At 57.1% G+C, this 20,747-nt stretch carries 17 protein-coding genes and 1 pseudogene; 9 read left to right on the forward strand and 9 right to left on the reverse strand.

What is annotated here, in order from left to right; translation table 11 throughout:
• Nucleotides 1-54: 54 nt before the first annotated feature.
• The gene (gene serS / locus ASQ50_RS00715) at nucleotides 55-1,329 is read left to right on the forward strand and encodes a serine--tRNA ligase (protein ID WP_058089724.1); all 1,275 of its coding nucleotides are present in this window, start codon (nucleotides 55-57) and stop codon (nucleotides 1,327-1,329) included.
• Nucleotides 1,326-2,177 carry a uroporphyrinogen-III C-methyltransferase gene (gene cobA / locus ASQ50_RS00720; protein ID WP_058089725.1) on the forward strand — a complete coding sequence of 284 codons (852 nt, stop codon included), beginning with the start codon at nucleotides 1,326-1,328 and terminating at the stop codon, nucleotides 2,175-2,177. Before serS ends, cobA begins: the two co-directional genes overlap by 4 nt.
• Nucleotides 2,178-2,261: 84 nt before the next feature.
• Here cobA and ASQ50_RS00725 read toward each other — a convergent pair whose 3' ends face one another.
• Complete coding sequence (locus ASQ50_RS00725; RefSeq protein WP_058089726.1) at nucleotides 2,262-3,335, reverse strand: 3-deoxy-7-phosphoheptulonate synthase; 1,074 nt, start codon at nucleotides 3,333-3,335, stop codon at nucleotides 2,262-2,264.
• Nucleotides 3,336-3,602: 267 nt separating this feature from the next.
• Between ASQ50_RS00725 and ASQ50_RS00730 the strand changes: the two genes are divergently transcribed.
• Both ASQ50_RS00730 and ASQ50_RS00735 read left to right on the forward strand, forming a co-directional pair.
• The gene (locus ASQ50_RS00730; RefSeq protein ID WP_227513232.1) at nucleotides 3,603-5,339 is read left to right on the forward strand and encodes a DUF1631 family protein; all 1,737 of its coding nucleotides are present in this window, start codon (nucleotides 3,603-3,605) and stop codon (nucleotides 5,337-5,339) included.
• Between the two features lie 9 nt (nucleotides 5,340-5,348).
• On the forward strand, nucleotides 5,349-5,753 hold the full coding sequence (locus tag ASQ50_RS00735; protein WP_058089728.1) for a PilZ domain-containing protein: 405 nt from the start codon (nucleotides 5,349-5,351) through the stop codon (nucleotides 5,751-5,753).
• A 54-nt stretch (nucleotides 5,754-5,807) separates the two neighbouring features.
• Here the strand turns inward: ASQ50_RS00735 and ASQ50_RS00740 are convergent, their stop codons facing one another.
• From ASQ50_RS00740 to gloB, 7 genes are all read right to left on the reverse strand, one after another.
• Nucleotides 5,808-6,593 (reverse strand): enoyl-ACP reductase, encoded by a 786-nt coding sequence (locus ASQ50_RS00740; RefSeq protein ID WP_058089729.1) that lies wholly within the window; start codon nucleotides 6,591-6,593, stop codon nucleotides 5,808-5,810.
• Nucleotides 6,594-6,661: 68 nt separating this feature from the next.
• Nucleotides 6,662-8,260, reverse strand: coding sequence for an ABC transporter ATP-binding protein (locus tag ASQ50_RS00745; RefSeq protein WP_058089730.1), 1,599 nt, complete (start codon nucleotides 8,258-8,260; stop codon nucleotides 6,662-6,664).
• Nucleotide 8,261: 1 nt separating this feature from the next.
• A complete protein-coding gene (locus ASQ50_RS00750; RefSeq protein ID WP_058089731.1) occupies nucleotides 8,262-9,284 on the reverse strand; it encodes an ABC transporter permease in 1,023 nt (340 codons plus the stop codon).
• A gap of 2 nt (nucleotides 9,285-9,286) precedes the next feature.
• Nucleotides 9,287-10,372 carry a microcin C ABC transporter permease YejB gene (locus ASQ50_RS00755; RefSeq protein ID WP_058089732.1) on the reverse strand — a complete coding sequence of 362 codons (1,086 nt, stop codon included), beginning with the start codon at nucleotides 10,370-10,372 and terminating at the stop codon, nucleotides 9,287-9,289.
• A 46-nt stretch (nucleotides 10,373-10,418) separates the two neighbouring features.
• Nucleotides 10,419-12,254, reverse strand: coding sequence for an extracellular solute-binding protein (locus tag ASQ50_RS00760; protein ID WP_058089733.1), 1,836 nt, complete (start codon nucleotides 12,252-12,254; stop codon nucleotides 10,419-10,421).
• Nucleotides 12,255-12,266: 12 nt separating this feature from the next.
• On the reverse strand, nucleotides 12,267-14,009 hold the full coding sequence (locus tag ASQ50_RS00765; RefSeq protein WP_058089734.1) for a LysM peptidoglycan-binding domain-containing protein: 1,743 nt from the start codon (nucleotides 14,007-14,009) through the stop codon (nucleotides 12,267-12,269).
• Nucleotides 14,010-14,172: 163 nt separating this feature from the next.
• Nucleotides 14,173-14,967 carry a hydroxyacylglutathione hydrolase gene (gene gloB, locus ASQ50_RS00770; RefSeq protein ID WP_058089735.1) on the reverse strand — a complete coding sequence of 265 codons (795 nt, stop codon included), beginning with the start codon at nucleotides 14,965-14,967 and terminating at the stop codon, nucleotides 14,173-14,175.
• Between the two features lie 112 nt (nucleotides 14,968-15,079).
• Here gloB and ASQ50_RS00775 point away from each other — a divergent pair, with 112 nt between their 5' ends.
• The 4 genes and pseudogenes from ASQ50_RS00775 to ASQ50_RS00790 all read left to right on the forward strand — a co-directional run bounded on the left by ASQ50_RS00775 (nucleotide 15,080) and on the right by ASQ50_RS00790 (nucleotide 19,018).
• A complete protein-coding gene (locus ASQ50_RS00775) occupies nucleotides 15,080-15,883 on the forward strand; it encodes a class I SAM-dependent methyltransferase (protein WP_058089736.1) in 804 nt (267 codons plus the stop codon).
• A 16-nt stretch (nucleotides 15,884-15,899) separates the two neighbouring features.
• Nucleotides 15,900-16,343 (forward strand): ribonuclease HI, encoded by a 444-nt coding sequence (gene rnhA, locus ASQ50_RS00780; RefSeq protein WP_058089737.1) that lies wholly within the window; start codon nucleotides 15,900-15,902, stop codon nucleotides 16,341-16,343.
• Between the two features lie 25 nt (nucleotides 16,344-16,368).
• Nucleotides 16,369-17,100 (forward strand): annotated as a pseudogene (gene dnaQ, locus ASQ50_RS00785) (DNA polymerase III subunit epsilon); the annotation flags it as partial.
• Nucleotides 17,101-17,311: 211 nt separating this feature from the next.
• Nucleotides 17,312-19,018, forward strand: a complete 1,707-nt coding sequence (locus ASQ50_RS00790; protein WP_058089739.1) for a hypothetical protein — start codon at nucleotides 17,312-17,314, stop codon at nucleotides 19,016-19,018.
• Nucleotides 19,019-19,094: 76 nt separating this feature from the next.
• Here the strand turns inward: ASQ50_RS00790 and ASQ50_RS00795 are convergent, their stop codons facing one another.
• Entirely contained in the window at nucleotides 19,095-19,409 is a 315-nt protein-coding gene (locus ASQ50_RS00795) for an SCP2 sterol-binding domain-containing protein (protein ID WP_058089740.1), read from the reverse strand.
• A gap of 229 nt (nucleotides 19,410-19,638) precedes the next feature.
• Between ASQ50_RS00795 and sohB the strand changes: the two genes are divergently transcribed.
• Nucleotides 19,639-20,700 (forward strand): protease SohB, encoded by a 1,062-nt coding sequence (gene sohB / locus ASQ50_RS00800; protein WP_058089741.1) that lies wholly within the window; start codon nucleotides 19,639-19,641, stop codon nucleotides 20,698-20,700.
• The last annotated feature ends 47 nt before the right edge of the window (nucleotides 20,701-20,747 follow it).

Consider the following 20,747-nt stretch of genomic DNA (forward strand, 5'->3'; position numbering starts at 1 on the left):
GGTATAATGCCGTGATATCCATACTATTCGTTAACCGGAAAATTCAGGAAGATCATGCTCGATCCGAAACGTGTCCGTTCACAGACTGAAGAAATTGCCCGTCGGCTGGCTATCAAAAACTTCGAGTTTGACGTTGCCACCTTCGAACGCCTTGAGGAACGCCGTCGAGCCATTCAGGTTCGTGCGGAAACGCTGCAGAGCGAGCAGAACAAACGGTCGAAATCCATTGGTAAGGCCAAAGCGGCGGGTGAAGACATCAAACCGCTGCTGGAAGAGGTGGACAATCTCAAGCAGCAGAAGGCCGAGGCTGAGGAGGAGTTGCGCTCAGTACAGGAATCCCTGAACGCGTTTTTTGCCGGAATTCCCAATCTGCCGGATGAAGACGTACCGCCGGGAGCGAACGAAGACGACAACGTGGAGACCCGTGTATGGGGCACGCCGCGTCACTTTGATTTCGAGCCCAGGGACCACGTTGCCCTGGGCGAACAGCTCAAGGGTCTGGACTTCGAGAAGGCCACCCAGCTGGCCCATTCCCGCTTTGCCGTCATGCGTGGCCAACTGGCGAAGCTGCATCGGGCGCTCGCTCAGTTCATGCTCGACCTGCACACAGAAGAGCATGGCTATACCGAAGCCTATGTGCCGTACCTGGTCAATGCCAACGCGCTGTTCGGTACCGGCCAGCTACCCAAGTTTGAAGAGGATCTGTTCCGTACCGCCGGTGACAACCCGCTGTACCTGATCCCGACCGCGGAAGTACCGGCGACCAACCTGGTGGCGGACAGTATTCTGGAGGCCAGTGAAATGCCGCTGCGGATGGTGTGCCATACCCCCTGTTTCCGCAGCGAAGCGGGTTCCTACGGCCGGGATGTACGTGGCATGATCCGGCAGCATCAGTTCGACAAGGTTGAACTGGTACATGTTGTGCGCCCCGAGGACTCCACCGAGGCGCTTGAGCAGCTCACTGGCCATGCCGAGAAGGTGCTGCAGTTGCTGGAACTGCCGTATCGGGTGGTTACCCTGTGTGGCGGCGACATGGGCTTCTCCGCAGCGAAGACCTACGATCTGGAGGTGTGGCTGCCAGGGCAAGGTAAATACCGGGAAATTTCATCCTGCTCCAACACCCGCGATTTTCAGGCACGGCGTATGCAAGCACGTTGGCGAAACCCGGAAACCGGAAAGCCTGAGCCTGTTCATACCCTGAATGGATCGGGTCTGGCCGTTGGCCGTGCGATGATCGCGGTGATGGAGAACTACCAGCAGGAAGACGGCAGTATTCTGGTTCCGGACGTTCTCAAACCCTATATGAAAGGCATTGATCGGATCCAATGAGCCAACCATTCACGGATGCACCAGGAAGGGGCGTCAAGGCAGGGCCTGCACCAGTTCGGTACAGGCCCAACCCGGTAACCGAAAACCCGAATAATTCTGCGGGCGAGGTCGCCCTGGTGGGCGCCGGCCCCGGTGATCCTGAACTTCTGACCCTCAAGGCCTGGCGCCTGATCCAGTCGGCCGACGTTATTCTCTACGATCGGCTGGTTTCTCCGGAAATACTTTCCCTGATTCCCGATAACGTTGAGATGGTTCATGTTGGCAAGCAGCGCTCAAATCACACGTTGCCGCAGGATCAGATTAACCAGCGCTTGGTGGAGCTGGCCCGGGAGGGCCACAAAGTGGTGCGCCTCAAGGGTGGTGACCCGTTCATCTTCGGCCGCGGCGGCGAAGAGATTGAAACGCTGGCAGCGGCCGGTGTTCGCTTTCAGGTGGTTCCCGGCATAACCGCAGCGTCCGGCTGTGCGGCCTATGCGGGCATTCCGCTGACTCACCGGGACCACGCCCAGTCGGTGCGCTTTATTACTGGGCATTTGAAAAACGATACCTGCGATTTGCCCTGGTCAGACTTTGTGCAGAATAATCAGACACTGGTGTTCTACATGGGGTTGGTCGGTTTGCCGATTATTTGCCGGCAATTGATTGGCCATGGCATGACACCAGACATGCCGGTGGCGCTGGTGTCCAAGGGCACAACCGCCGACCAGAAAGTCGTGGTGGGTACGCTCAGTGATATTGTTGGAAAGGTCGAGAACAGTGGTGTTCAGGCGCCCACTCTGGTGATTATCGGTCACGTGGTCGGGCTCAGAAGTCGCCTGGACTGGCGGGGAGCTGTAGAGAGCGCCTGAGGGTGGAGAAGCAGGGCGGGCCCGCGTATCGGTCTCACGGGGCGCCGAAGTTGATCGGCTACCCCGTGAATCCTGTCAGCGCGCTCAGGCGTTACGCTTGGGCAGCACGTCTTTGAGCTTTTCGCGCATATCCCGAATGGCTTTCTCGGTGGTTTCCCAGTCAATACAGGCGTCGGTTACCGACACGCCGTATTTCAGGTCTGCCAGGTTTTCCGGAATGGACTGGTTACCCCAGTTGATGTGGCTTTCCACCATCAGGCTCTGGATAGACTGGTTGCCCTCCAGGATCTGATGGGTCACATCCTGCATGACCAGAGGCTGAATGGCCGGATCTTTGCTGGAATTGGCGTGGCTGCAATCCACCATGATCGACTTGCGCAGATTGGCTTTTTCCAGCGCCTGCTCGCACAGTGCAACACTCACGGAATCATAGTTCGGTTTGCCACCGCCGCCGCGCAACACCACGTGGCCATAGTTGTTGCCCTTGGTGCGGATGATGGCCACCTTGCCTTGCTGGTCGATGCCCAGGAAGCTGTGGGGGTGAGAAACCGATTTCATGGCGTTAACGGCTACGTCCAGGCTGCCATCAGTGCCATTCTTGAAGCCAATGGCCATGGACAGGCCGCTGCTCATTTCCCGGTGGGTTTGAGACTCGGTGGTGCGGGCGCCAATGGCAGACCAGGCAATGGTGTCTTGCAGGTACTGGGGGGAGATCGGGTCCAGGGCCTCGGTGGCGGTTGGCAGGCCCATCTCGTTAATATCCAGCAGCAAGCGACGGCCAATGTGCAGGCCTTGTTCAATATCGAAGGTATCGTTCAGGTGTGGGTCGTTGATCAGGCCTTTCCAGCCAACGGTGGTGCGCGGCTTCTCGAAATATACCCGCATCACCAGCAGCAGGGTATCGCTGACTTCGTCGGCGAGTTTTTTCAGCCGGGCAGCGTAATCGCGGGCTGCCTCCACATCGTGAATAGAGCAGGGGCCAACCACGATAAACAGGCGGTGGTCTTTGCCATCCATGATGTCGTAAATGGCCTGACGGCCAGAAGCTACGGTTTCGGCAGCTTCATCTGACAGCGGCATTTCATTTTTCAGCGCTTCAGGAGTGATCAGTGGTTCCTGGCTGGCCACGTTCAGGTTTTCCAGTTTCTTGCCCGACATCTTGTTGTGCTTCCCCGAATCAGATCGTTACATCACCGGGTAACGCTGTCATTATGGGCCCGGTGTTTAATGATTAACGCGAATGGTGCCGGTCTGCAGTTGCTGTAAACCCCGGCGAGTTGGTTATACTGCGTTATTTGAAGACCCTTTTCAACGCTTCCAGTGAACAGGTAACGGATGTCGCCGCCAGCCAGGAAACCACAATCAGACTCTTCCCCACGAAAGGTGGTTTCAGAGAGGATTACGCAGGTTCTTTCGGGTATCCGGGTGCCGGATTTACCCTATCCGGCGGGAAAAACGTCACCTGAGTCCAATGCCGATTGGCGCCCGCTGTTGTTTTCCTGTTGGACCGAACAACGGGACGAGCGGGTAACGGATGTTCTGCGGTCGGTGCAGATCGAATGGACCGTGCGCCAGGTCAATGCAGCCTATCTGTCTGATCGGATAATGGACGTGTTCCTGAAAACCAGTGGGTTGCATCGCGCCCTGGTCAGTCGTATTGCCAGATTGCGGTTCTGGCTGGCGTGGCAGCTCGATACCCGCGGAGCCAGTGTGTTCGGTAACGTTGTACTTGACTGGTTGGACAACCTGCAGGAATGGCGGGGTTGGAGTGATACCGGGGGGCGATCATCCAGGGTGTTGCTGGACCAATTGGACAGCCTGGTTATCGCGGTGTCCGGCAGCTTTGAAAGTGGCCAGCCCGAACTGGTGGAAAGCTATTGTAAACAATGGCTTGACGACCGGGAGAAAGGTGAGCAACAGGTCAGCCGGTTGCGTGAACGCCTGCTCGAGACCGAGCGTGGTGCTTCGCGGCAGCGGCTTGCCGACCAGGTTTCCCGCGCGCTGATCGGCAGGGCGCTGACCGGGCGGGAGTTACCGGTGGTCATCAGTCGATTCATCATCGAAGACTGGTACAAGGTTCTCAAACAGAGCGTCTGGTCCGAGGGCACAGGCAGTGAGCTGTATCGACATGCCAACAAACTGCTCGAGTGGTTGGTATGGCTCGGTGATCCTGCGCTGTCGGACAGAGACAGGAACCGGCTCTACCATGTAGGCGAGCAGATAGGAGACCGGATTCAGGATGTGTGGACCCGGGCCCTCGGCCAGGGATTGCCGGAGAACGCTTTGGTGGATATTCAGAAGGTTATCGTAGCGCGTATCCGCGGCGAGGTGCCGGAACTCAAGCGTGCCCTGGGTAGCGGCAGCAGCCTGACCTGGGACAGCCGGTGGCTATCGCTGGCTCCGGTAGACCCGCAACAGGCCGAGGGCTTTATCGGCCGCTGGTTTGTCGAAGGTGAGGGTGCTGCAGAGCAAAGGCGCTATCTGTTCGCGTTGCTCGAAGATAGTGGGGAAGTGCTTTGGACCAACGGCGCCGGGGTCAAACTCGGCCTGCAGGACTGGGCGTTGTTCCTGGCAGATCTTGAAGCCGAAACCCTGAGGCCCTTGCCGGCTCCGACACCGTTTGGTGAGGTGCTCTCGGAAACCGTGAACCTGTTGTTCAAAGTGTGCGAGAAACAACAGAAGCAACGTGAAGAGGCGGCTCGGGAAGCGAGGGCTCGGGCAGAGGCACTGCGAAAGGAGAAGGAAGCCGCCGAGCGCGCAAGAAAGGCCGAAGAAGAGGCAAAACAGGCAGCCCTGGAGCAACAGAGGGAAGAAGCGGAACGGCAGCGCCAGGAAGATGAGAAAGCGGAGCAGGAACGTCTCCAGAAAGAGCGTGAGCTGGCGGCGGCAAAACAGGTGGATGGTATCGCTCTGGGAGGCTGGATTGTACTGTCCGCCCAGAAGGATGATGGGGAACCGGCCAGGCTGAAACTGGCGGTCAAGATTTCTGCATCCCGGAAGTTCGTATTCGTGGACCGTCTGGGGCTTAATCGCCGTGAGTTTTTGCACGATGAACTGGTATCCGGGGTCGTATCAGGCCGTATCCGGGTATTGGGGAGTGCAGCAGAGTTCGACGACACCCTGAGCCGGGTTGTTGGCCGGATCCGGGTTGGCCGTAACTGAGGATGGCTTATGGTTGATGATAACTACGAGTTCGGAAGCTCCCAGGGTTTCCCCGGTGGGCAGGACAATCGCGAGGAATATCGTTTAACCGCCAGGGCTCGGGCATGGCTGTGGCTTGAGTCACCTGAACCGGATGTTGAGGTACAGGATGCCGCTCCTCTTGAGTGCCAGATTCGCGATATTTCGGCAAGAGGCCTGAGCCTTGTCTCGTCAGAGCCACCGGTGCTCAATTCGTTACTGATGGCAGAGATCAGTCTTGGGCACAAAACGCAGCGGTTTCGGTTAATGGTGGAGGTTGTCTGGTGCCGTGAAACGGGCCAGGAATACCTGGTGGGTGTCCAGATTCTGGAATCGGATGAGACGGATTATCTGGAATGGATGGATGCGGTTGCCACAGCGCTCACTGAATCCTGAATAGAAAAAAGCCGGCATGGAGCCGGCTTTTCAGATGAGGTCACCGGATGGCAATCAGGATTCCAGTTCGCTCATCCCGGTGATGTTAAAGCCGCCATCCACATAGAGAATCTCACCAGTAATACCAGAGGCAAGATCGGACGACATGAACGCCGCGGCGTTACCGACTTCTTCAGTGGTGACGTTGCGGCGCAGGGGAGCCTGCTTGGCGTTCGCGGCCAGCATTCGGCGGAAACTCTTGATGCCGGAAGCAGCCAGAGTCTTGATCGGGCCTGCAGAAATACCGTTTACCCGAATACCTTCCGGGCCAAGGCTGGCGGCCATGTAGCGGACGTTGGCTTCCAGTGATGCCTTGGCAAGCCCCATGACGTTGTAGTTCTGCAGAACCCTTTCCGCACCGAGATAGCTCAAGGTCAGCAGGCTGCTGCCCTCATGCATCATTTTGCGGGCGCCCTTGGCCAGTGCGACAAAGCTGTAGGAGCTGATGTCGTGGGCGATACGGAAACCGTCACGGGTGGTCACATCCACATAGTTACCGTCGAGTTCATGCGCTGGCGCGTAACCAACAGCGTGGATAATGATGTCGATGTTATCCCAGTGTTTGTTGAGCTCGGTGAACACAGCGTCAATCTGCTCGTCACTGGCCACATCGCAGGGGAACGTCAGCTGACTGCCCCACTGATCCGCGAATTTTTCAACCCGGGACTGAAGCTTTTCATTCTGGTAAGTGAAGGCCAGTTCAGCGCCTTCACGGGCGAATGCCTCGGCGATGCCGTAGGCGATGGAATGTTTGCTGGCTACACCAACAATCAGTGCTTTCTTGCCACTGAGGATTCCCATGGGTATCTGCTCCCTGTGTTCCTTGGTTTCAGCGCATTATCCCCGACATGTGTCGGCGGGGGTAACGGTCAATTGGTCGTAGGCTGATAAAAGAAAGCCGCGGTCAGCAATTCGCGGGTGTAGTCCTGTTTCGGCGCCCGGAAAATTGCCTCAGCGGCCCCGTACTCCACTATCTGGCCGTTCTTCAACACCAGCAATTTGTGGCTGAGTGCCCGAACGACAGCCAGATCATGACTGATAAAGATGTAGCTTAGCTTATATCTGGCCTGAATTTCCCGTAAAAGCTCAATCACTTGCTTCTGGACGGTTCGGTCCAGGGCGGAGGTAGGCTCATCGAGAATAATCAGTTCCGGCTGTAACACCAGTGCGCGGGCGATGGCAATGCGCTGTCGCTGCCCGCCGGAAAACTCGTGGGGATAACGGTGCCTGGCGTCTGGGTCCAGACCCACATCCTTCAGTGCCTGAATCACTCTGGCGTCGTGTTGCCCGGTATCGTTGGTGTCGTGTATCTCTAGCCCTTCGCGGACAATTTCAGCCACCGACATCCGGGGGCTCAAACTACCGAAGGGGTCCTGAAAGACAATCTGGACCCGCTTGCGCCAGGGGCGGAACTGTTTCTGGGACAGGGAGCCAAGCTCGGTTCCCGCCAACCGGATACTCCCGGTGCTGGCGGTTAACTTCAGTAGTGCATGTCCGATGGTGGTTTTGCCACTGCCGCTTTCACCGACAATACCCAGTGTCTCGCCTGGTTGCAGGGCAAAACTCACGTCCTGAACCGCGTGGAAACTCTCCTTGACCTTGCCCAGCAGGTTCTTGCGAATGGGGAACTTAACATTCAGCCCCGTGACTTCCATCAGCGTTTTACCACCATCAGTCGACGGGAGAGGGTTTTCTGGCGGTTCCGCATCAATGAGCTTCCGGGTATAGGGGTGCGCAGGCGCGGTAAACAGTTGCTCGGTGGCGGCTTCCTCAACGCACTTACCCTGTTCCATTACCACCACTCTATCCGCATAGCGGCGGACAATGCTCAGGTCATGGGTGATCATCAGAATGGCCATGCCGAGTTTCTGTTTCAGTGATTCCAGCAACTCCAGCACTTGCTTCTGTACGGTCACATCCAGTGCGGTGGTGGGTTCGTCTGCGATCAGCAGATCCGGTTGGTTGGCCAGGGCCATGGCGATCATGATCCTCTGTTTCTGGCCACCGGACAGCTGGTGTGGGTAGCTGTTCAGGCGCCGCTCCGGCTCGGGGATGCCCACCAGTTCGAGCAGTTCAATACAGCGCTTTCGGGCCTGGGGGCCGCGCATGCCCTTGTGTAGCTCCAGGGTTTCGGTGATCTGCTTTTCAACCGTATGTAAGGGGTTGAGTGAGGTCATGGGCTCCTGGAAGATCATGCTGATTTCCCGGCCGCGGATTTGTCGCAACCGGCTATCCGCAGCCGTCAGCAAATCTTCGCCACGATAGAGAATCTTGCCAGAGGGATAACGGGCGTGCCGGGCATCCAGTAACCTGAGAACAGACAGGGCCGACACCGATTTACCAGAGCCGCTTTCGCCCACCAGCGCCAGGGTTTCGCCGAGACCAACCCGCAGCGACAGGCTGTCGACGACCAACGGGCCGTTATCAAAGTGGATGGACAGGTCCGAGATGGTCAGGAGGTCGCTCATATCAGTTCTTTCTCGGGTCAAAGGCATCGCGCACCGCTTCGCCAACAAACACCAGCAGCGTCAGCATCACCGACAGGGACACAAAAGCCGAAATGCCCAGCCAGGGGGCATGAAGGTTGGCCTTGCCCTGGGCGATCAGCTCCCCCAGGGACGGAGAACCGGAGGGCAGGCCAAAGCCCAGGAAATCCAGCGAGGTTAACCCGGTAATCGCGCCAGTCAGGATAAACGGCAGAAAGGTGAGGGTGGCCACCATGGCGTTCGGCAGAATGTGCCGGAACATGATGTGCCGGTTACCCAACCCGAGCGCCCGAGCCGCTTTAACGTATTCGAAGTTTCTCGCCCGCAGGAATTCAGCACGAACGACATCCACCAGACCCATCCAGCTGAACAGCAACATAATGCCCAGCAACCACCAGAAGTTGGGCTGGACAATGGCAGAGAGGATAATCAGCAGATACAGCATTGGCAGGCCCGACCAGATCTCGATAAAGCGCTGCCCGAACAGGTCCACCTTGCCTCCGTAAAAGCCCTGAATGGCGCCGACGATCACGCCAACAATGCAGCTGGCGATGGTCAGGGTTAGACCAAAAACCACGGAAATCCGGAAGCCGTAGATGACCCGGGCAGCCACGTCCCGGCCCTGGTCGTCGGTCCCCAGCCAGTGTTCGGCGCTGGGTGGCGCGGGCGAGGGTACGCTCAGTTCATAGTTGATGGTGTTGTAGCTGAACTTGATCGGCGGCCAGAGTATCCAGCCGTTGGCCTCTATTTCGTCCCGGATGAAGCGATCCCGGTAGTCGGTTTCCGTGGGCAGAAAGCCGCCAAAGGTTTCCTCCGGCACCATCTGGACCACCGGGAAATAGACATCGCCCTGATAGGAGACCACCAGTGGCTTGTCGTTGGCGATCAGTTCTGCCACCAGGGAAAGACCGAACAGGGCCAGGAAAAGCCACAGTGACCAGAAACCACGGCGATTATTCCTGAAATTCCGCAGTCGGCGCTGTTGGATGGGAGTCAGTCGGGGCATGGTTATGCGCCCTCCCGGCTTTCAAAATCGATGCGCGGATCTACCAGCACATAGGTGATGTCGCTGATCAGCTTCAGAATCAAACCCATCAGCGTGAAGATGTAGAGCGTGCCGAAAATCACCGGGTAATCCCGGTTAAGGGCCGCCTCGAAGCCTAGCAGGCCAAGGCCGTCCAGGGAGAAAATCACTTCGATCAGCAAAGACCCGGTAAAGAACAGGGACACCAGAACACCCGGCATGCTGGCGATCACTATCAGCATGGCGTTGCGGAACACATGGCCATAGAGTACCTGTTTTTCTTCCAGTCCCTTGGCACGGGCCGTCACCACGTATTGTTTACCGATTTCATCCAGGAACGAGTTCTTGGTCAGCAGTGTGAGGGTGGCAAAGCCGCCAATCACATTGGCGGTAACCGGCAAGGCCAGGTGCCAGAAATAATCACCGATCTTCTGGTACCAGTTGAGTTCATCGAAATTCGGAGAGGTCAGGCCCCGGAGGGGGAACCAGTCGAAATAGCTGCCGCCGGCAAACAACACGATCAACAGAATAGCAAACAGGAAGCCGGGAATGGCATAGCCCACCACAATGGCAGAGCTTGTCCAGACATCGAATCGGGAGCCATCTGACACCGCTTTGCGAATGCCCAGCGGAATGGAAATCAGGTAGATGATCAGGGTGGACCAGAGCCCCAGGGAAATGGAAACCGGCATCTTGTCGATGATCAGCTCAACGACGGTACGGTCCCGGAAAAAGGATTCGCCGAAATTGAACGTGGCGTAGTCCTTGAGCATCTTAAGGAAACGTTCATGGGCGGGCTTATCGAAACCGTACATCACCTCGATTTCTTTCAGCAGCTCCGGTGGCAGGCCCCGCGAACCCCGGCTGTCGCCGGAGCTGGTGACGACTTCACCGCCGGTATCTCCACCGCCCGCCCGTGCCAGGGCACTGCTGCCATGACCTTCCATCTGGGCAATAAGCTGCTCAACCGGACCGCCCGGTGCGGCCTGAACAATGATGAAATTGAGGAGCATAATCCCCACCAGCGTGGGGATGATCAGAGCAAGCCGCCGGAGAATGTAGATGCCCATTTAGGGGAGGAATCCTTTCATTACAGCGTTGGTGACAGTCGGTGGATCAGCGGTTGATCCACCAGTTGTTCAGGTCGATACCATATTTCGGTGTGACCTCAGGTCGCTGTAAATGGTTCCAGTAGGCTACCCGGTCTTTGGTCAGGTGCCAGTGCGGAATCACATAGTGACTGTGCAGCAGTACCCGGTCGAGGGCGCGCACACGGTGCATCAGTTGTTCCCGATCCGGTGCCTGGATCACCATGTCGACTAACTGGTCTACCACGGGGTCGTTAACACCCATGAAGTTTCGGGAGCCGGATACGTCCGCGGTGCTGGAGTGCCAGTATTCCCTCTGCTCGTTGCCCGGGGAGTCGGATTGCGGAAGCACCTGGGTGATCATGTCGAAGTCAAAGCTGCGTACTCGCTGGATGTACTGGTTGCTGTCAACAAGCCGCACGGTGACGTCTATGCCCAGACGTTCCAGGTTGCGGGTAAAGGGCAGTACCACGCGTTCAAAACTCTTCTGGAACAGCAGCACTTCAAAGCTCAGTTGCTTGCCGCTTTCCTCGTGCACCATTTTACCGCCACGGATGCTGTAGCCGGCCTCGTTCAGCAGTTCCATGGCTGCCCGCAGATTGTCGCGCATGGACCGGCTGTCGCTGGTGTCAGGCGGAGTGTATTCGCGGGTAAAGACCTCCGGGTTCAGCTGATCGCGGAAGCGTTCAAGGATGTCCAGTTCAGGGCCTTGAGGTAGACCGGATGAGGCCAGTTCACTGTTTTCGAAATAGCTGGTGGTGCGGGTGTACTGGTCAAAGAACAAGTTACGGTTAGCCCACTGGAAGTCAAAGCCGTAAGCCAGGGCCTGGCGGACTTTCGGATCGCTGAATACCGGCTTTCGGGTGTTGAAGATAAAACCCTGCATACCGCTGGGGCGTTGATGAGGGATGGCCTCGCGAACGATTCTGCCATCTTCGAAACGGCGGCCGGTGTAGGCGGTTGCCCAGTTCTTCGCAGAGGTTTCCTGGCGGAAGTCGAAATTGCCTGCTTTGAAGGCTTCCAGCGCTACCGTATCATCGTTGTAGTATTCATACTGAATGCGCTGGAAATTGAAACGTCCTACACGTACGGGCAGGTCTTTTGCCCAGTAGTCTTCAATCAGCTCATAGGTAACAGAGCGCCCAGCATCGAAAGAACCAATACGATAGGGTCCGCTGCCCACAGGAATGTCCAGACCGTTCCGTGCGAACTCCCTCTCTTCCCAGTAATGGGCCGGGAGGATGGGCATCTGCCCCAGGATAAGAGGCAGCTCACGGTTTTCGGTGTCACCGAAATCGAACCGGATACGATGGCTATCTTCAACCGTGACCTTGCTCACGTCCGCATAGTAGTTGCGGTAGAAGGGGTGCCCTTCAGTGGTCAGGATACGGTGCGAGAATTCGACGTCTTTGGCGGTGATCGGGGTGCCGTCCTGAAATCTCGCTTCTTCCCGCAAATTGAATATGACGTACCGGCGGTCTTCGGGAAACTCAACGCTCTCGGCAATCAACCCATACTCGGAGAATGGCTCGTCAGAAGACGATTCCATCAGTGTGTCATAGACGTAAGTGCTGACGCCGGCAGCTGCTACGCCGCGAATCACAAACGGGTTGAAGCTGTCGAACCCGTTGGATACCACGGACAGCTTCAGAGTGCCGCCTTTGGGCGCCTCGGGATTAACGTAATCGAAGTGGCTGAAGCCTTCCGGGTATTTCAACTCACCATGCATGGCGATCCCATGAACGGGCGCTGGCCCGTTTTCATGGTGATCGTCAGCAGCGGAAAAAAGTGGAGTGGCCATCAAGGCCAAGGACGTGATCAGTCCCGGCAGGGTCAGATGAGGTGCTTTCCGTGTTTTTGTCATGGTTCTCGCACGTTATGGGCTGTTTCTTATGTCCACGTAGAGTACCAGACTTTGGCCGGGTTGCAGATAACGGTTGGTATTAAGATCGTTCCATGATGCGATATCCCGCACATTCACCGAGAAGCGGCTTGCAATGGCAGACAGCGAGTCACCCTGGCGCACGCGATATCCCACCTTGCGAACCATGGCGCTGTCCCGCTGGCTACTGGCAACATTCTTGGTGGGTTGTGCGGTTTTAGACCAGATCACCAGTTGTTTGCCTGGGATCAGCGGGTCACCCGGCGCCATACCGTTCCAGGCCGCCACTTCCCGTACCGAAACCCGATGTTCCCGGGCGATGTCCCAGAAGGTATCGCCACGGCGGACCGTGTAGTTAACCTTGTTGCCATCCCGTTGCCGCTCCTGTGTGCGTTGAAGCCGCTGGTTCTGGCTCAAGGCGTAGGTTTCCGAACCCTTGGTGGCCGAGGGGATCAGTAGCTGCTGGCCGATGCGGATGAGATCGCTGTTCAGCTTGTTAACCTGCTGGATGACGGACGGTGTTGTCGAAAACTTCCGGGCAATGGTGTTCAGGCTATCGCCTTTCTGCACCCGGTAGTTTTGCCAGGACACCCGCTGTTCGTTTGGGAACCCGGCAAGTGCGGTCCGGAAGCCGTCGGCTTTCTCAACCGGAACCAGCAACCGATGAGGCCCATCCGGGTTGGTGGCCCAGCGATTGTAAGAGGGGTTCAGCAGATAGATTTCGTTGATTTCGATACCGGCAAGCTCGGCCGCCTGGGCGAGGTCGAGCTGAGAGCCGGTGTCGACGACCTCGAAAAATGGCTCGTTCTTCAGGGGCGGCAGTTCAATGCCATAGGCTTGAGGGTCGTCAAAGATCTTCGCCAGCGCGATCAGTTTGGGTACGTAGTGCCGGGTCTCGGTGGGCAGGCTGAGCGACCAGTAGTCGGTGGACTTACCGGCGTTGCGGTTACGGCGAATGGCGCTGGATACTGTGCCGCCACCTGCGTTGTAGGCAGCCAGGGCCAGGGTGTAGTCGCCATCAAACCGGTTGGCGAGGCGGTCAAGGTAGGTAAGGGCTGCATCGGTTGCCGCAATCACGTCCCGGCGGTCATCGTGCCACCAGCTTTGAGTCAACCCGAAATACTTGCCGGTTGACGGGATGAATTGCCACAAGCCCGCAGCCCGCCCGTGTGAATAGGCGAAGGGGTCAAAGGCACTTTCAACAATGGGTAGCAGTGCAAGTTCGTTGGGTAGACCCCGCTTTTCGGTTTCTTCAAGAATGTGGAAGAGGTATCGGGAGCCACGTTCAACCACCCGGTCAATGTAGCGGGGGTGGCGGGCATACCAGTCCAGCTGTGCCTGAACCCGGGCGTTGTCAACGGAATGGTCCATCTGGAATCCGGCTCGAAGCCGGTCCCATAAATCGGATTCCGAAGTGGCAACGTCCTGGCTGTTACGGGGGTTATCCAGTTTCTCCCGCGCTTCCCTGGCTTGCTTGCGCAGTTCGGGGGCGATGGCGTTGTCCAGCGGTGCGTCGCTGGCCTGATCACCGTTTCCGGACGCAACCGATTTCTTAAGGCCCTCGTCGCCCTGCGCAACCATGACTTCGTCAGAATCCAGGGGGTTGCTGTCTGCGGTGTTATTGTCTTCACCAAACCAGGCTGACGGTGTGTGCCAGTTTTCAAGAACCTGACTGGTGCTGCAGCCTGAGAGGAGGGTGCTGGCAATCAGCACATAAGACAATCGTTTCACCGACATAAACACAGCTTCCGGGTATTGGCCGGGTATGGACAGAAACCCGGCACATTAATGAGTTACGGTAACAAACAGGCTTGGATTCTATGGGAGCCCTTTTCCGGGGGTCAATACAGCTGATGTTACGGCTGTGAGAAGAAATGTTAAGAACTCAACCATTAACGGCTTAGAAATGGTCCTTGCCGTGTCGAATGGCCGCGAACACCGAATCCGCTGAATCGCATGGCAGACCCTGCCTTGCAGCATATTGACGGGCACTTTCGATCACTTCCGGCTGGTCCCAGCGCATAAACGGGTTGAGGGTTTTTTCTGTGCCAATACTGGAGGGTACGGTTGGCTCGCCACGGTCTCTCATGGCCTGACAGTCCTGCTCAAACTGCTCGAGGGCCTTGTCGTCTGGCAACCAGCTGCGGGCAAACCGGAGATTGGCCAGGGTGTATTCGTGGGCACAGTAAACCCCGGTCTGATCGGGCAGGGCGCGCAACGACTCCAGGGACTGTCGCATCTGCTCGGGTTTGCCCTCGAACAGCCTCCCGCAGCCGCAAACGAACAACGTGTCGCCGCAGAACAGCACAGGGCGATCATCAATCTCAGTTTCCGAGTAGTAGGCAACATGGTCGAGAGTGTGGCCCGGTACCGCCATGACGTTGAAGGTCAGGCCTTGCCAGACCACTTCGTCACCGGGATGGATCGGGTTGGTGGTGCCCTTGAAGGGGGAATCCTCCGGACCCGTTATGCGTACATTCGGAAAGGTCTTTGCCAGGCCGGCGATGCCGCCCGTGTGGTCGGGGTGGTGGTGGGTGACCAGTATGGTATCCAGAACCAGCTGCTGACTTTCCAGGTAGTCTTCCACCGGCTGGGCCTGCCCCGGGTCTACCACCAGCGCTTTGCCGGATGACCGGTCGCAGAGGCACCAGATATAGTTATCGGAAAACGCAGGAATGGCCTGGATATCGAACATGCATGACCCCATGTGCTCTTTGGATGTGGCTGTTATGATAGTCCAACGTCGTTTCTATCCCAAGGGTCGTTCGTGAGCCGGGAACAAAAGGCGGTGCAGGGGGATCCGGTTAATGCAGAGATTCAGATTGGGCGCCTCAGGGGCGGTGGACTACTCACAAAGGCATGAGAGTTTCGAACGCTGGTTCCAGACTCCGCTTGGCAGATCGTTGCTGGCCAGCCAGCGCCGGGTACTTGATCATGCATTCGAAGACCTGGCCGGGGCCCGGCAACTGCAGGTGGGGCTAAGCCACAGGCTGCCGCTTGCCAGTGGCGCTGATTTCGTACAGAAAATCATAACCACGCCTGGCTGGCACCCGCAGATGCCGGATGGAGTAGCGGTTTGTGATGCTGACGAACTGCCGTTTCCTGGGGGCTCCATGGACCTGGTGATACTGCACCACACAGCGGATTTCTCCCCGGATCCCCACGAGGTATTGCGGGAATCGGCCCGGGTGCTGAGGGGCGAGGGACGTATTGCGCTGATTGGATTCAATCCAATGAGCCTTTGGGGTGTCAGGCGTCTGCTTTCAAGGCACCATCAAGGGCCCTGGGGAGGACGCTTCCTGATGCGATCACGGATGGAGGATTGGCTCCGGTTGCTCGGCTTTGAACTTGAGAGTTCCTGCACTCATTTTTGCACCCTGCCGGTTCAGAGAAAGGAAGGCTATTCCACCAGGAATCACCGTACCCTGAATGAGAACGGGCATTTCCTGCCGGTAGGTGCATATTACTGTATCCTTGCCCGCAAGCGTGTGTACGCCCCCATCCGCAGGCGGGCGCCCTGGCGCAAGAGCAAAGTGATCTCGATGCCCGGCACGGTGGGTGCCTCGCGGGGGTGTTCAAGCCAGAGCGCTGGCGCGACAGAGAATCAATGAATAATTGGGAGAGTAAATGGCTGGCAAGGTGGTGATGTACACCGATGGTGCCTGTAAAGGCAATCCTGGTCCCGGTGGGTGGGGTGTGGTTTTGCGATACGGAGATGCCTGCAAGACCCTGCATGGTGGTGAGCGCCAGACCACGAACAACCGTATGGAGCTTATGGCCGCTATTCGCGGTTTGAGGGCCCTGAACCGTGCATGTGAGGTTGAGCTGTATACAGACTCCCAGTATGTCCGTAAGGGCATCACGGAATGGATGGCAGGCTGGAAGCGAAACGGCTGGAAGAATTCGGCGAAGAAACCGGTGAAGAATGCCGACTTATGGCAAGAGTTGGACGCCGAAACGGCACGACACAAGGTGAACTGGCACTGGGTCAAGGGCCATTCCGGTAACCCCGACAACGAGCTTGCGGATGAACTGGCCAACCGTGGCGTTGACGAACTGACCAGCGCCTGACGCGGCCTGTGGCGCGGGCGACGACGGAAACAGAGAGCACAGAGACATGAGACAGATCGTACTGGATACTGAAACCACGGGTATCGACCCGAACGACGGACACCGCATTATCGAGATTGGCTGCGTTGAAGTTATTGAGCGTGAGCTGACGGGCCGCAATTACCACGTCTACATCAATCCAGAACGGGAAGTCGAGGCCGAAGCTATCACCGTTCACGGCATCACCAACGAGTTCCTGGCCGACAAGCCCAGGTTTGCTGAAATCGCCGACGAATTTTTCGAGTTTATCAAGGGTGCGGAGCTGGTTATCCATAACGCGGCTTTTGACGTTGGCTTCATGGATGCTGAGTTTGCGCGCCTCAAGCCGGTCCGGAAAACCGCTGACCACTGCGGCATCGTCGACTCGCTGGCCATCGCCCGGGCCAAGCATCCGGGTCAGAAGAACAACCTGGATGCCCTGTGCAAACGCTACGGGGTAGATAACAGTAACCGGGAACTGCACGGCGCGTTGCTGGATGCGGAGATTCTGGCGGACGTTTATCTGTTGATGACCGGCGGGCAAACAGCGTTATCCCTGGATGCCGGGGCTGGCGATGATGGATCTGCCGGTGGCATCCGCCGCCTGACTGGCAGCCGACCGGCTTTGACGGTGATCCGTGCTGATGACGCCGAGGCCTCGGCCCATGAAGAATTTCTGGCGATGATGGAGAAGCAGGCCGGCCACACCGTCTGGAGCAAATTACAGCAATCGGAATGAGAACCACGTCAGGGTGTACCATTTGTTACATTCCGCCTTTCTTGAGGTACTTGAGTTTTATGTTATAAGTAATGATAAGTTCGCCAGTTTTCTGCGAGCTGAATGTTGGCCGGCAGGGTGCATGGCCCAATAACAAACGCCGGCCCCCATGTCCCCGGCATTAGTTCACGAACAGGATGCGGTAGTCTCCGCAAAGTAACAGGAAGCGTTTATGGTTCAATCGTCTCTGGCGACGAAATCGCAGTCGTTTGATTTGGTCAAAAGCGAAATCGAACAGACCATCAAACAGGCAGAATCCAGCCTTGAGCGCTTTCAGGAAAATCGTGAGAGTGGGGAAGACCTGCAGAACTGTGTTGATTATCTCAATCAGTTGCGGGGCATCTTCATTCTGGTGGAATTGCGTGGTGGAACCCTGCTGTGTCAGGAGGCAGTAAACCTGGCCAACGATGTGCCCGTTGGCGCCAATGACGACAAGAACATTCTGCTGACGACCCTCAACAGCGCCCTGTTTATCTTGCGTCGCTACGTTGAATATTACCACCAGCAACGGGAAGATCATCCGGAACTGCTGCTGCCGGTGATCAATGATCTGCGCGAGGCGCGGCGCGAGAAACCCTATCCCGAATCCTGTTTCTTTGATGTGGATGTGAAAGAGCGTCCGGATTTCTGCTCCGGGCTCTCGCTTCAGCCGCTTGAAGGCGGCGATGCCGAATACGAAATTCTCGCCAGGCGTATGCGCCTGACCCTACAGGTCGCTCTGCTTGGCATTCTTCGTGAGCGTAATGAGGTAGTCAGCAAAAAGCTGGTGGCCAGAGCTTCCCGTGGCTTTGCCAGGCTTTGTCGGGGCGCGCCAATGGGACAGATGTGGTGTTTGCTGTCTGTGGTTGCAGACACCATGCTGGACCGGGCCATGGGCTTCAATAAAGCCCGCAAACGTCTGCTTATGCGAATAGAGAAGTATGCCCGCGAAGTGGTGTACGTTGGCAAAGTGGCCACCACCAAAGATGCCCCTGACTCGGTCATCAAAGACCTTGTCTACCTTTTGTACCGCAGCGGGTCCGCTAATCCCGAGGTGGCGAGCGTTCTTTCCGCCTACCGGCTGGCGCCCTCTGAGTTTCCCGATGCTATCCTTGAAGCCCACTCGCGCCGGCTGTACGGCCCGGGTTCGGATGTACTGAAATCCTTGTCGGAAGCGCTGCAGGAAGAGCTCAACCAACTGAAGGATAAGCTGGATATCATCGAACGGGGTATTGAGCCGGACCTGGCCGAGCTGGCGTCCATCGCTGACGCCCTCGAGCGCCTGGCGAACACCCTGGTGATGCTCGATCTCAATCGCCTGGCCGGTATTGCCCGTGAGGAAGCGACGAAACTCCGTCAGTGGGAGGAGGAGAAGCGCCTGCCGGCAGAGGAAGAACTCTATCGCCTGGCCGATTCGGTGCTGGGGGTGGAGGATGCCGTCATGCAGATCGTCATTCGAGGTATTACCTCGGAGACCGATGCGTTGGCAGGCAGTGAGCGCAAGCGGGATGAGTCGGTCTACCTGCAGGAAGCCATTTGGGTGGTAGCAGACGAGGCGCGTAGCGCCCTGACCCTGGCCAAGCGGGCCATTACCGCGTTTATCGAATCCGACTACGACAAGTTGCACCTGGCCAACTTGCCGGGCACTCTGCGCAGTATCTGGGGTGGTTTGCAGATGGTGAACGACCCCCATGCTGCCAGTGTCATTGCGCGCGTGGCGGCATCCATTCAGGTGCAGTTGCTGGATGCCAGGGAACCGCCGGCACCTCAGGTACTGGAGGCGCTGGCGGACGCGCTTACGTCGCTGGAGTACTACATTGAAAGCATTGGCCGCCGCGAAGAGAGCAACAGCGACCTGCTGAAGCTGGCGGAATCGTCGTTGGGTGACGTCGGGCTGTAATAACGGCTTCGGTGTCATTGTAGCGACCAAAAAAACCTGCGACTTGCGCAGGTTTTTTTGGTCTGTTAAGCGGGGCTTAGCCCATGTTGAACAGTTCACCCAGCTTGGTTGCCAGCATCATGTCGCCTTCGGCGCGCAGCTGACCAGCCATGAATGCCTGCATGCCGTCGGTCTCGCCGGAAACGATACCCTGCAGGGTGTCGGAGTTCATGATCAGGGTAACGGAAGGATCGTCGTTCGCGCCTTCGTGCAGCTTGCAAGTGCCGTCGTTGATCACCAGGTGGTAGGTTTTGTCATCTTCGATGTCGAACTGGAACACCAGATCCAGGCCTTGTGCCGCGTCTGCGTTGAAATTCTGTTCGAGTTTTTCAAATACCTGAGCTACAGACATTGTTTTACCCTTTTGAGTGGTTGTCTTGTCATGGTGACGGCTTGGATTCCCTGGCCTCAGAAGCCTGTGTGATAGCCCGGGTAGCGCCGACCTCGCCATCCGACTTTATGGTTAGAACACGGTTGTGTCAAGCTTGATCGAACGCTTGTTTTAATTTTCTTTTGGACTTATCACGCCCCCTGTGAGGGGTTACACTCATGGCTTTGCAACGACGTCTGGAGACTGCATTTTGGAATTTCTGACCGAATACGGACTTTTCCTCGCTAAAGTGGTGACCTTCGTGGTGGCCGCCATCATTCTGGCCTCGGTAATATTCTCCGCCACCCAGCGGGACCGGAGTGATCATGAAGCAGAGGGTGAGCTCAAAATTCGCAAACTGAACGACCAGTACCGGAAACTGAAAGAATCCATCCAGTCCCGGTTGATGTCAGACGCCGAACACAAGGCCTGGCAGAAACAAAAGAAAAAAGAAGAGAAAGCCGAAAAAAAATCGGCCAAACAGGATAAAACCGCTGAGGATGAAAAGGCCTCCAAACCACGCATCTATGTCATCGACTTCGATGGCGACATCAAGGCCAGCGATACCGACACGCTCAGGCGGTCGGTATCTGCGGTGCTCAGTGTAGCCAACCCGGAGACAGACGAGGTGGTTGTACGCCTGGAAAGCGGTGGAGGCCTCGTGCACGCCTATGGTCTGGCAGCCGCACAGCTTGACCGGATTCGCAGTAAAGGGGTTCCCCTGACGGCCTGCGTAGACAAGGTGGCGGCCAGCGGTGGTTACATGATGGCCTGCGTTGCCGACAAGATCATTGCATCCCCTTTTGCAGTTCTGGGTTCGATTGGTGTGGTCGCCCAGCTACCGAACTTCCATCGTTTCCTGCAGAAGAACGATGTGGATTTTGAAGTCCTGACCGCCGGTGAGCACAAGCGTACGCTGACCGTGTTCGGAGAGAACACCGAAAAGGGCCGGCAGAAATTTCTTGCGGACCTTGAAGATACCCACGGCCTGTTCAAGGAATACGTCAGTGAGCGGCGCCCTGCGCTGGATATCCAGGCGGTGGCCAATGGCGACATCTGGTTCGGCAAGCGTGCCCTTGAGGTCAAGCTCATTGACGATATCAAGACGTCGGATGAATACCTGATAGAGGCCTGCGATCGGGGTGACGTGGTCTCGGTGTCATTCCAGCGTAAGAGAACCCTGCCGGAACGGCTTGGCCTGGCCACCAGTGCGGCGCTTGAACATACCGTTTGGCGGGTACTCAGTGCTTTCCGTAATCAGAAGATTCAGTAGGTCAGGGCGGGGCGCAGAGAGTTTAAAGCTCTGCGCCCACCCGTGAT

The organism is Marinobacter sp. LQ44 (assembly GCF_001447155.2).
Classification (GTDB): Bacteria; Pseudomonadota; Gammaproteobacteria; order Pseudomonadales; family Oleiphilaceae; genus Marinobacter.

What these genes read in the sequence shown, in the direction of transcription:
- ASQ50_RS00725 (WP_058089726.1), bottom strand. Translation starts at nt 3,335, where the DNA reads ATGTCGGGCAAGAAACTGGAAAACCTGAACGTGGCCAGCCAGGAACCA.
- ASQ50_RS00775 (WP_058089736.1), top strand. Translation starts at nt 15,080, where the DNA reads ATGCAGAGATTCAGATTGGGCGCCTCAGGGGCGGTGGACTACTCACAA.
- ASQ50_RS00750 (WP_058089731.1), bottom strand. Translation starts at nt 9,284, where the DNA reads ATGCCCCGACTGACTCCCATCCAACAGCGCCGACTGCGGAATTTCAGG.
- ASQ50_RS00740 (WP_058089729.1), bottom strand. Translation starts at nt 6,593, where the DNA reads ATGGGAATCCTCAGTGGCAAGAAAGCACTGATTGTTGGTGTAGCCAGC.
- cobA (WP_058089725.1), top strand. Translation starts at nt 1,326, where the DNA reads ATGAGCCAACCATTCACGGATGCACCAGGAAGGGGCGTCAAGGCAGGG.
- ASQ50_RS00795 (WP_058089740.1), bottom strand. Translation starts at nt 19,409, where the DNA reads ATGTCTGTAGCTCAGGTATTTGAAAAACTCGAACAGAATTTCAACGCA.
- gloB (WP_058089735.1), bottom strand. Translation starts at nt 14,967, where the DNA reads ATGTTCGATATCCAGGCCATTCCTGCGTTTTCCGATAACTATATCTGG.
- rnhA (WP_058089737.1), top strand. Translation starts at nt 15,900, where the DNA reads ATGGCTGGCAAGGTGGTGATGTACACCGATGGTGCCTGTAAAGGCAAT.
- ASQ50_RS00745 (WP_058089730.1), bottom strand. Translation starts at nt 8,260, where the DNA reads ATGAGCGACCTCCTGACCATCTCGGACCTGTCCATCCACTTTGATAAC.
- ASQ50_RS00790 (WP_058089739.1), top strand. Translation starts at nt 17,312, where the DNA reads ATGGTTCAATCGTCTCTGGCGACGAAATCGCAGTCGTTTGATTTGGTC.
- ASQ50_RS00735 (WP_058089728.1), top strand. Translation starts at nt 5,349, where the DNA reads ATGGTTGATGATAACTACGAGTTCGGAAGCTCCCAGGGTTTCCCCGGT.
- ASQ50_RS00760 (WP_058089733.1), bottom strand. Translation starts at nt 12,254, where the DNA reads ATGACAAAAACACGGAAAGCACCTCATCTGACCCTGCCGGGACTGATC.
- ASQ50_RS00765 (WP_058089734.1), bottom strand. Translation starts at nt 14,009, where the DNA reads ATGTCGGTGAAACGATTGTCTTATGTGCTGATTGCCAGCACCCTCCTC.
- ASQ50_RS00755 (WP_058089732.1), bottom strand. Translation starts at nt 10,372, where the DNA reads ATGGGCATCTACATTCTCCGGCGGCTTGCTCTGATCATCCCCACGCTG.
- serS (WP_058089724.1), top strand. Translation starts at nt 55, where the DNA reads ATGCTCGATCCGAAACGTGTCCGTTCACAGACTGAAGAAATTGCCCGT.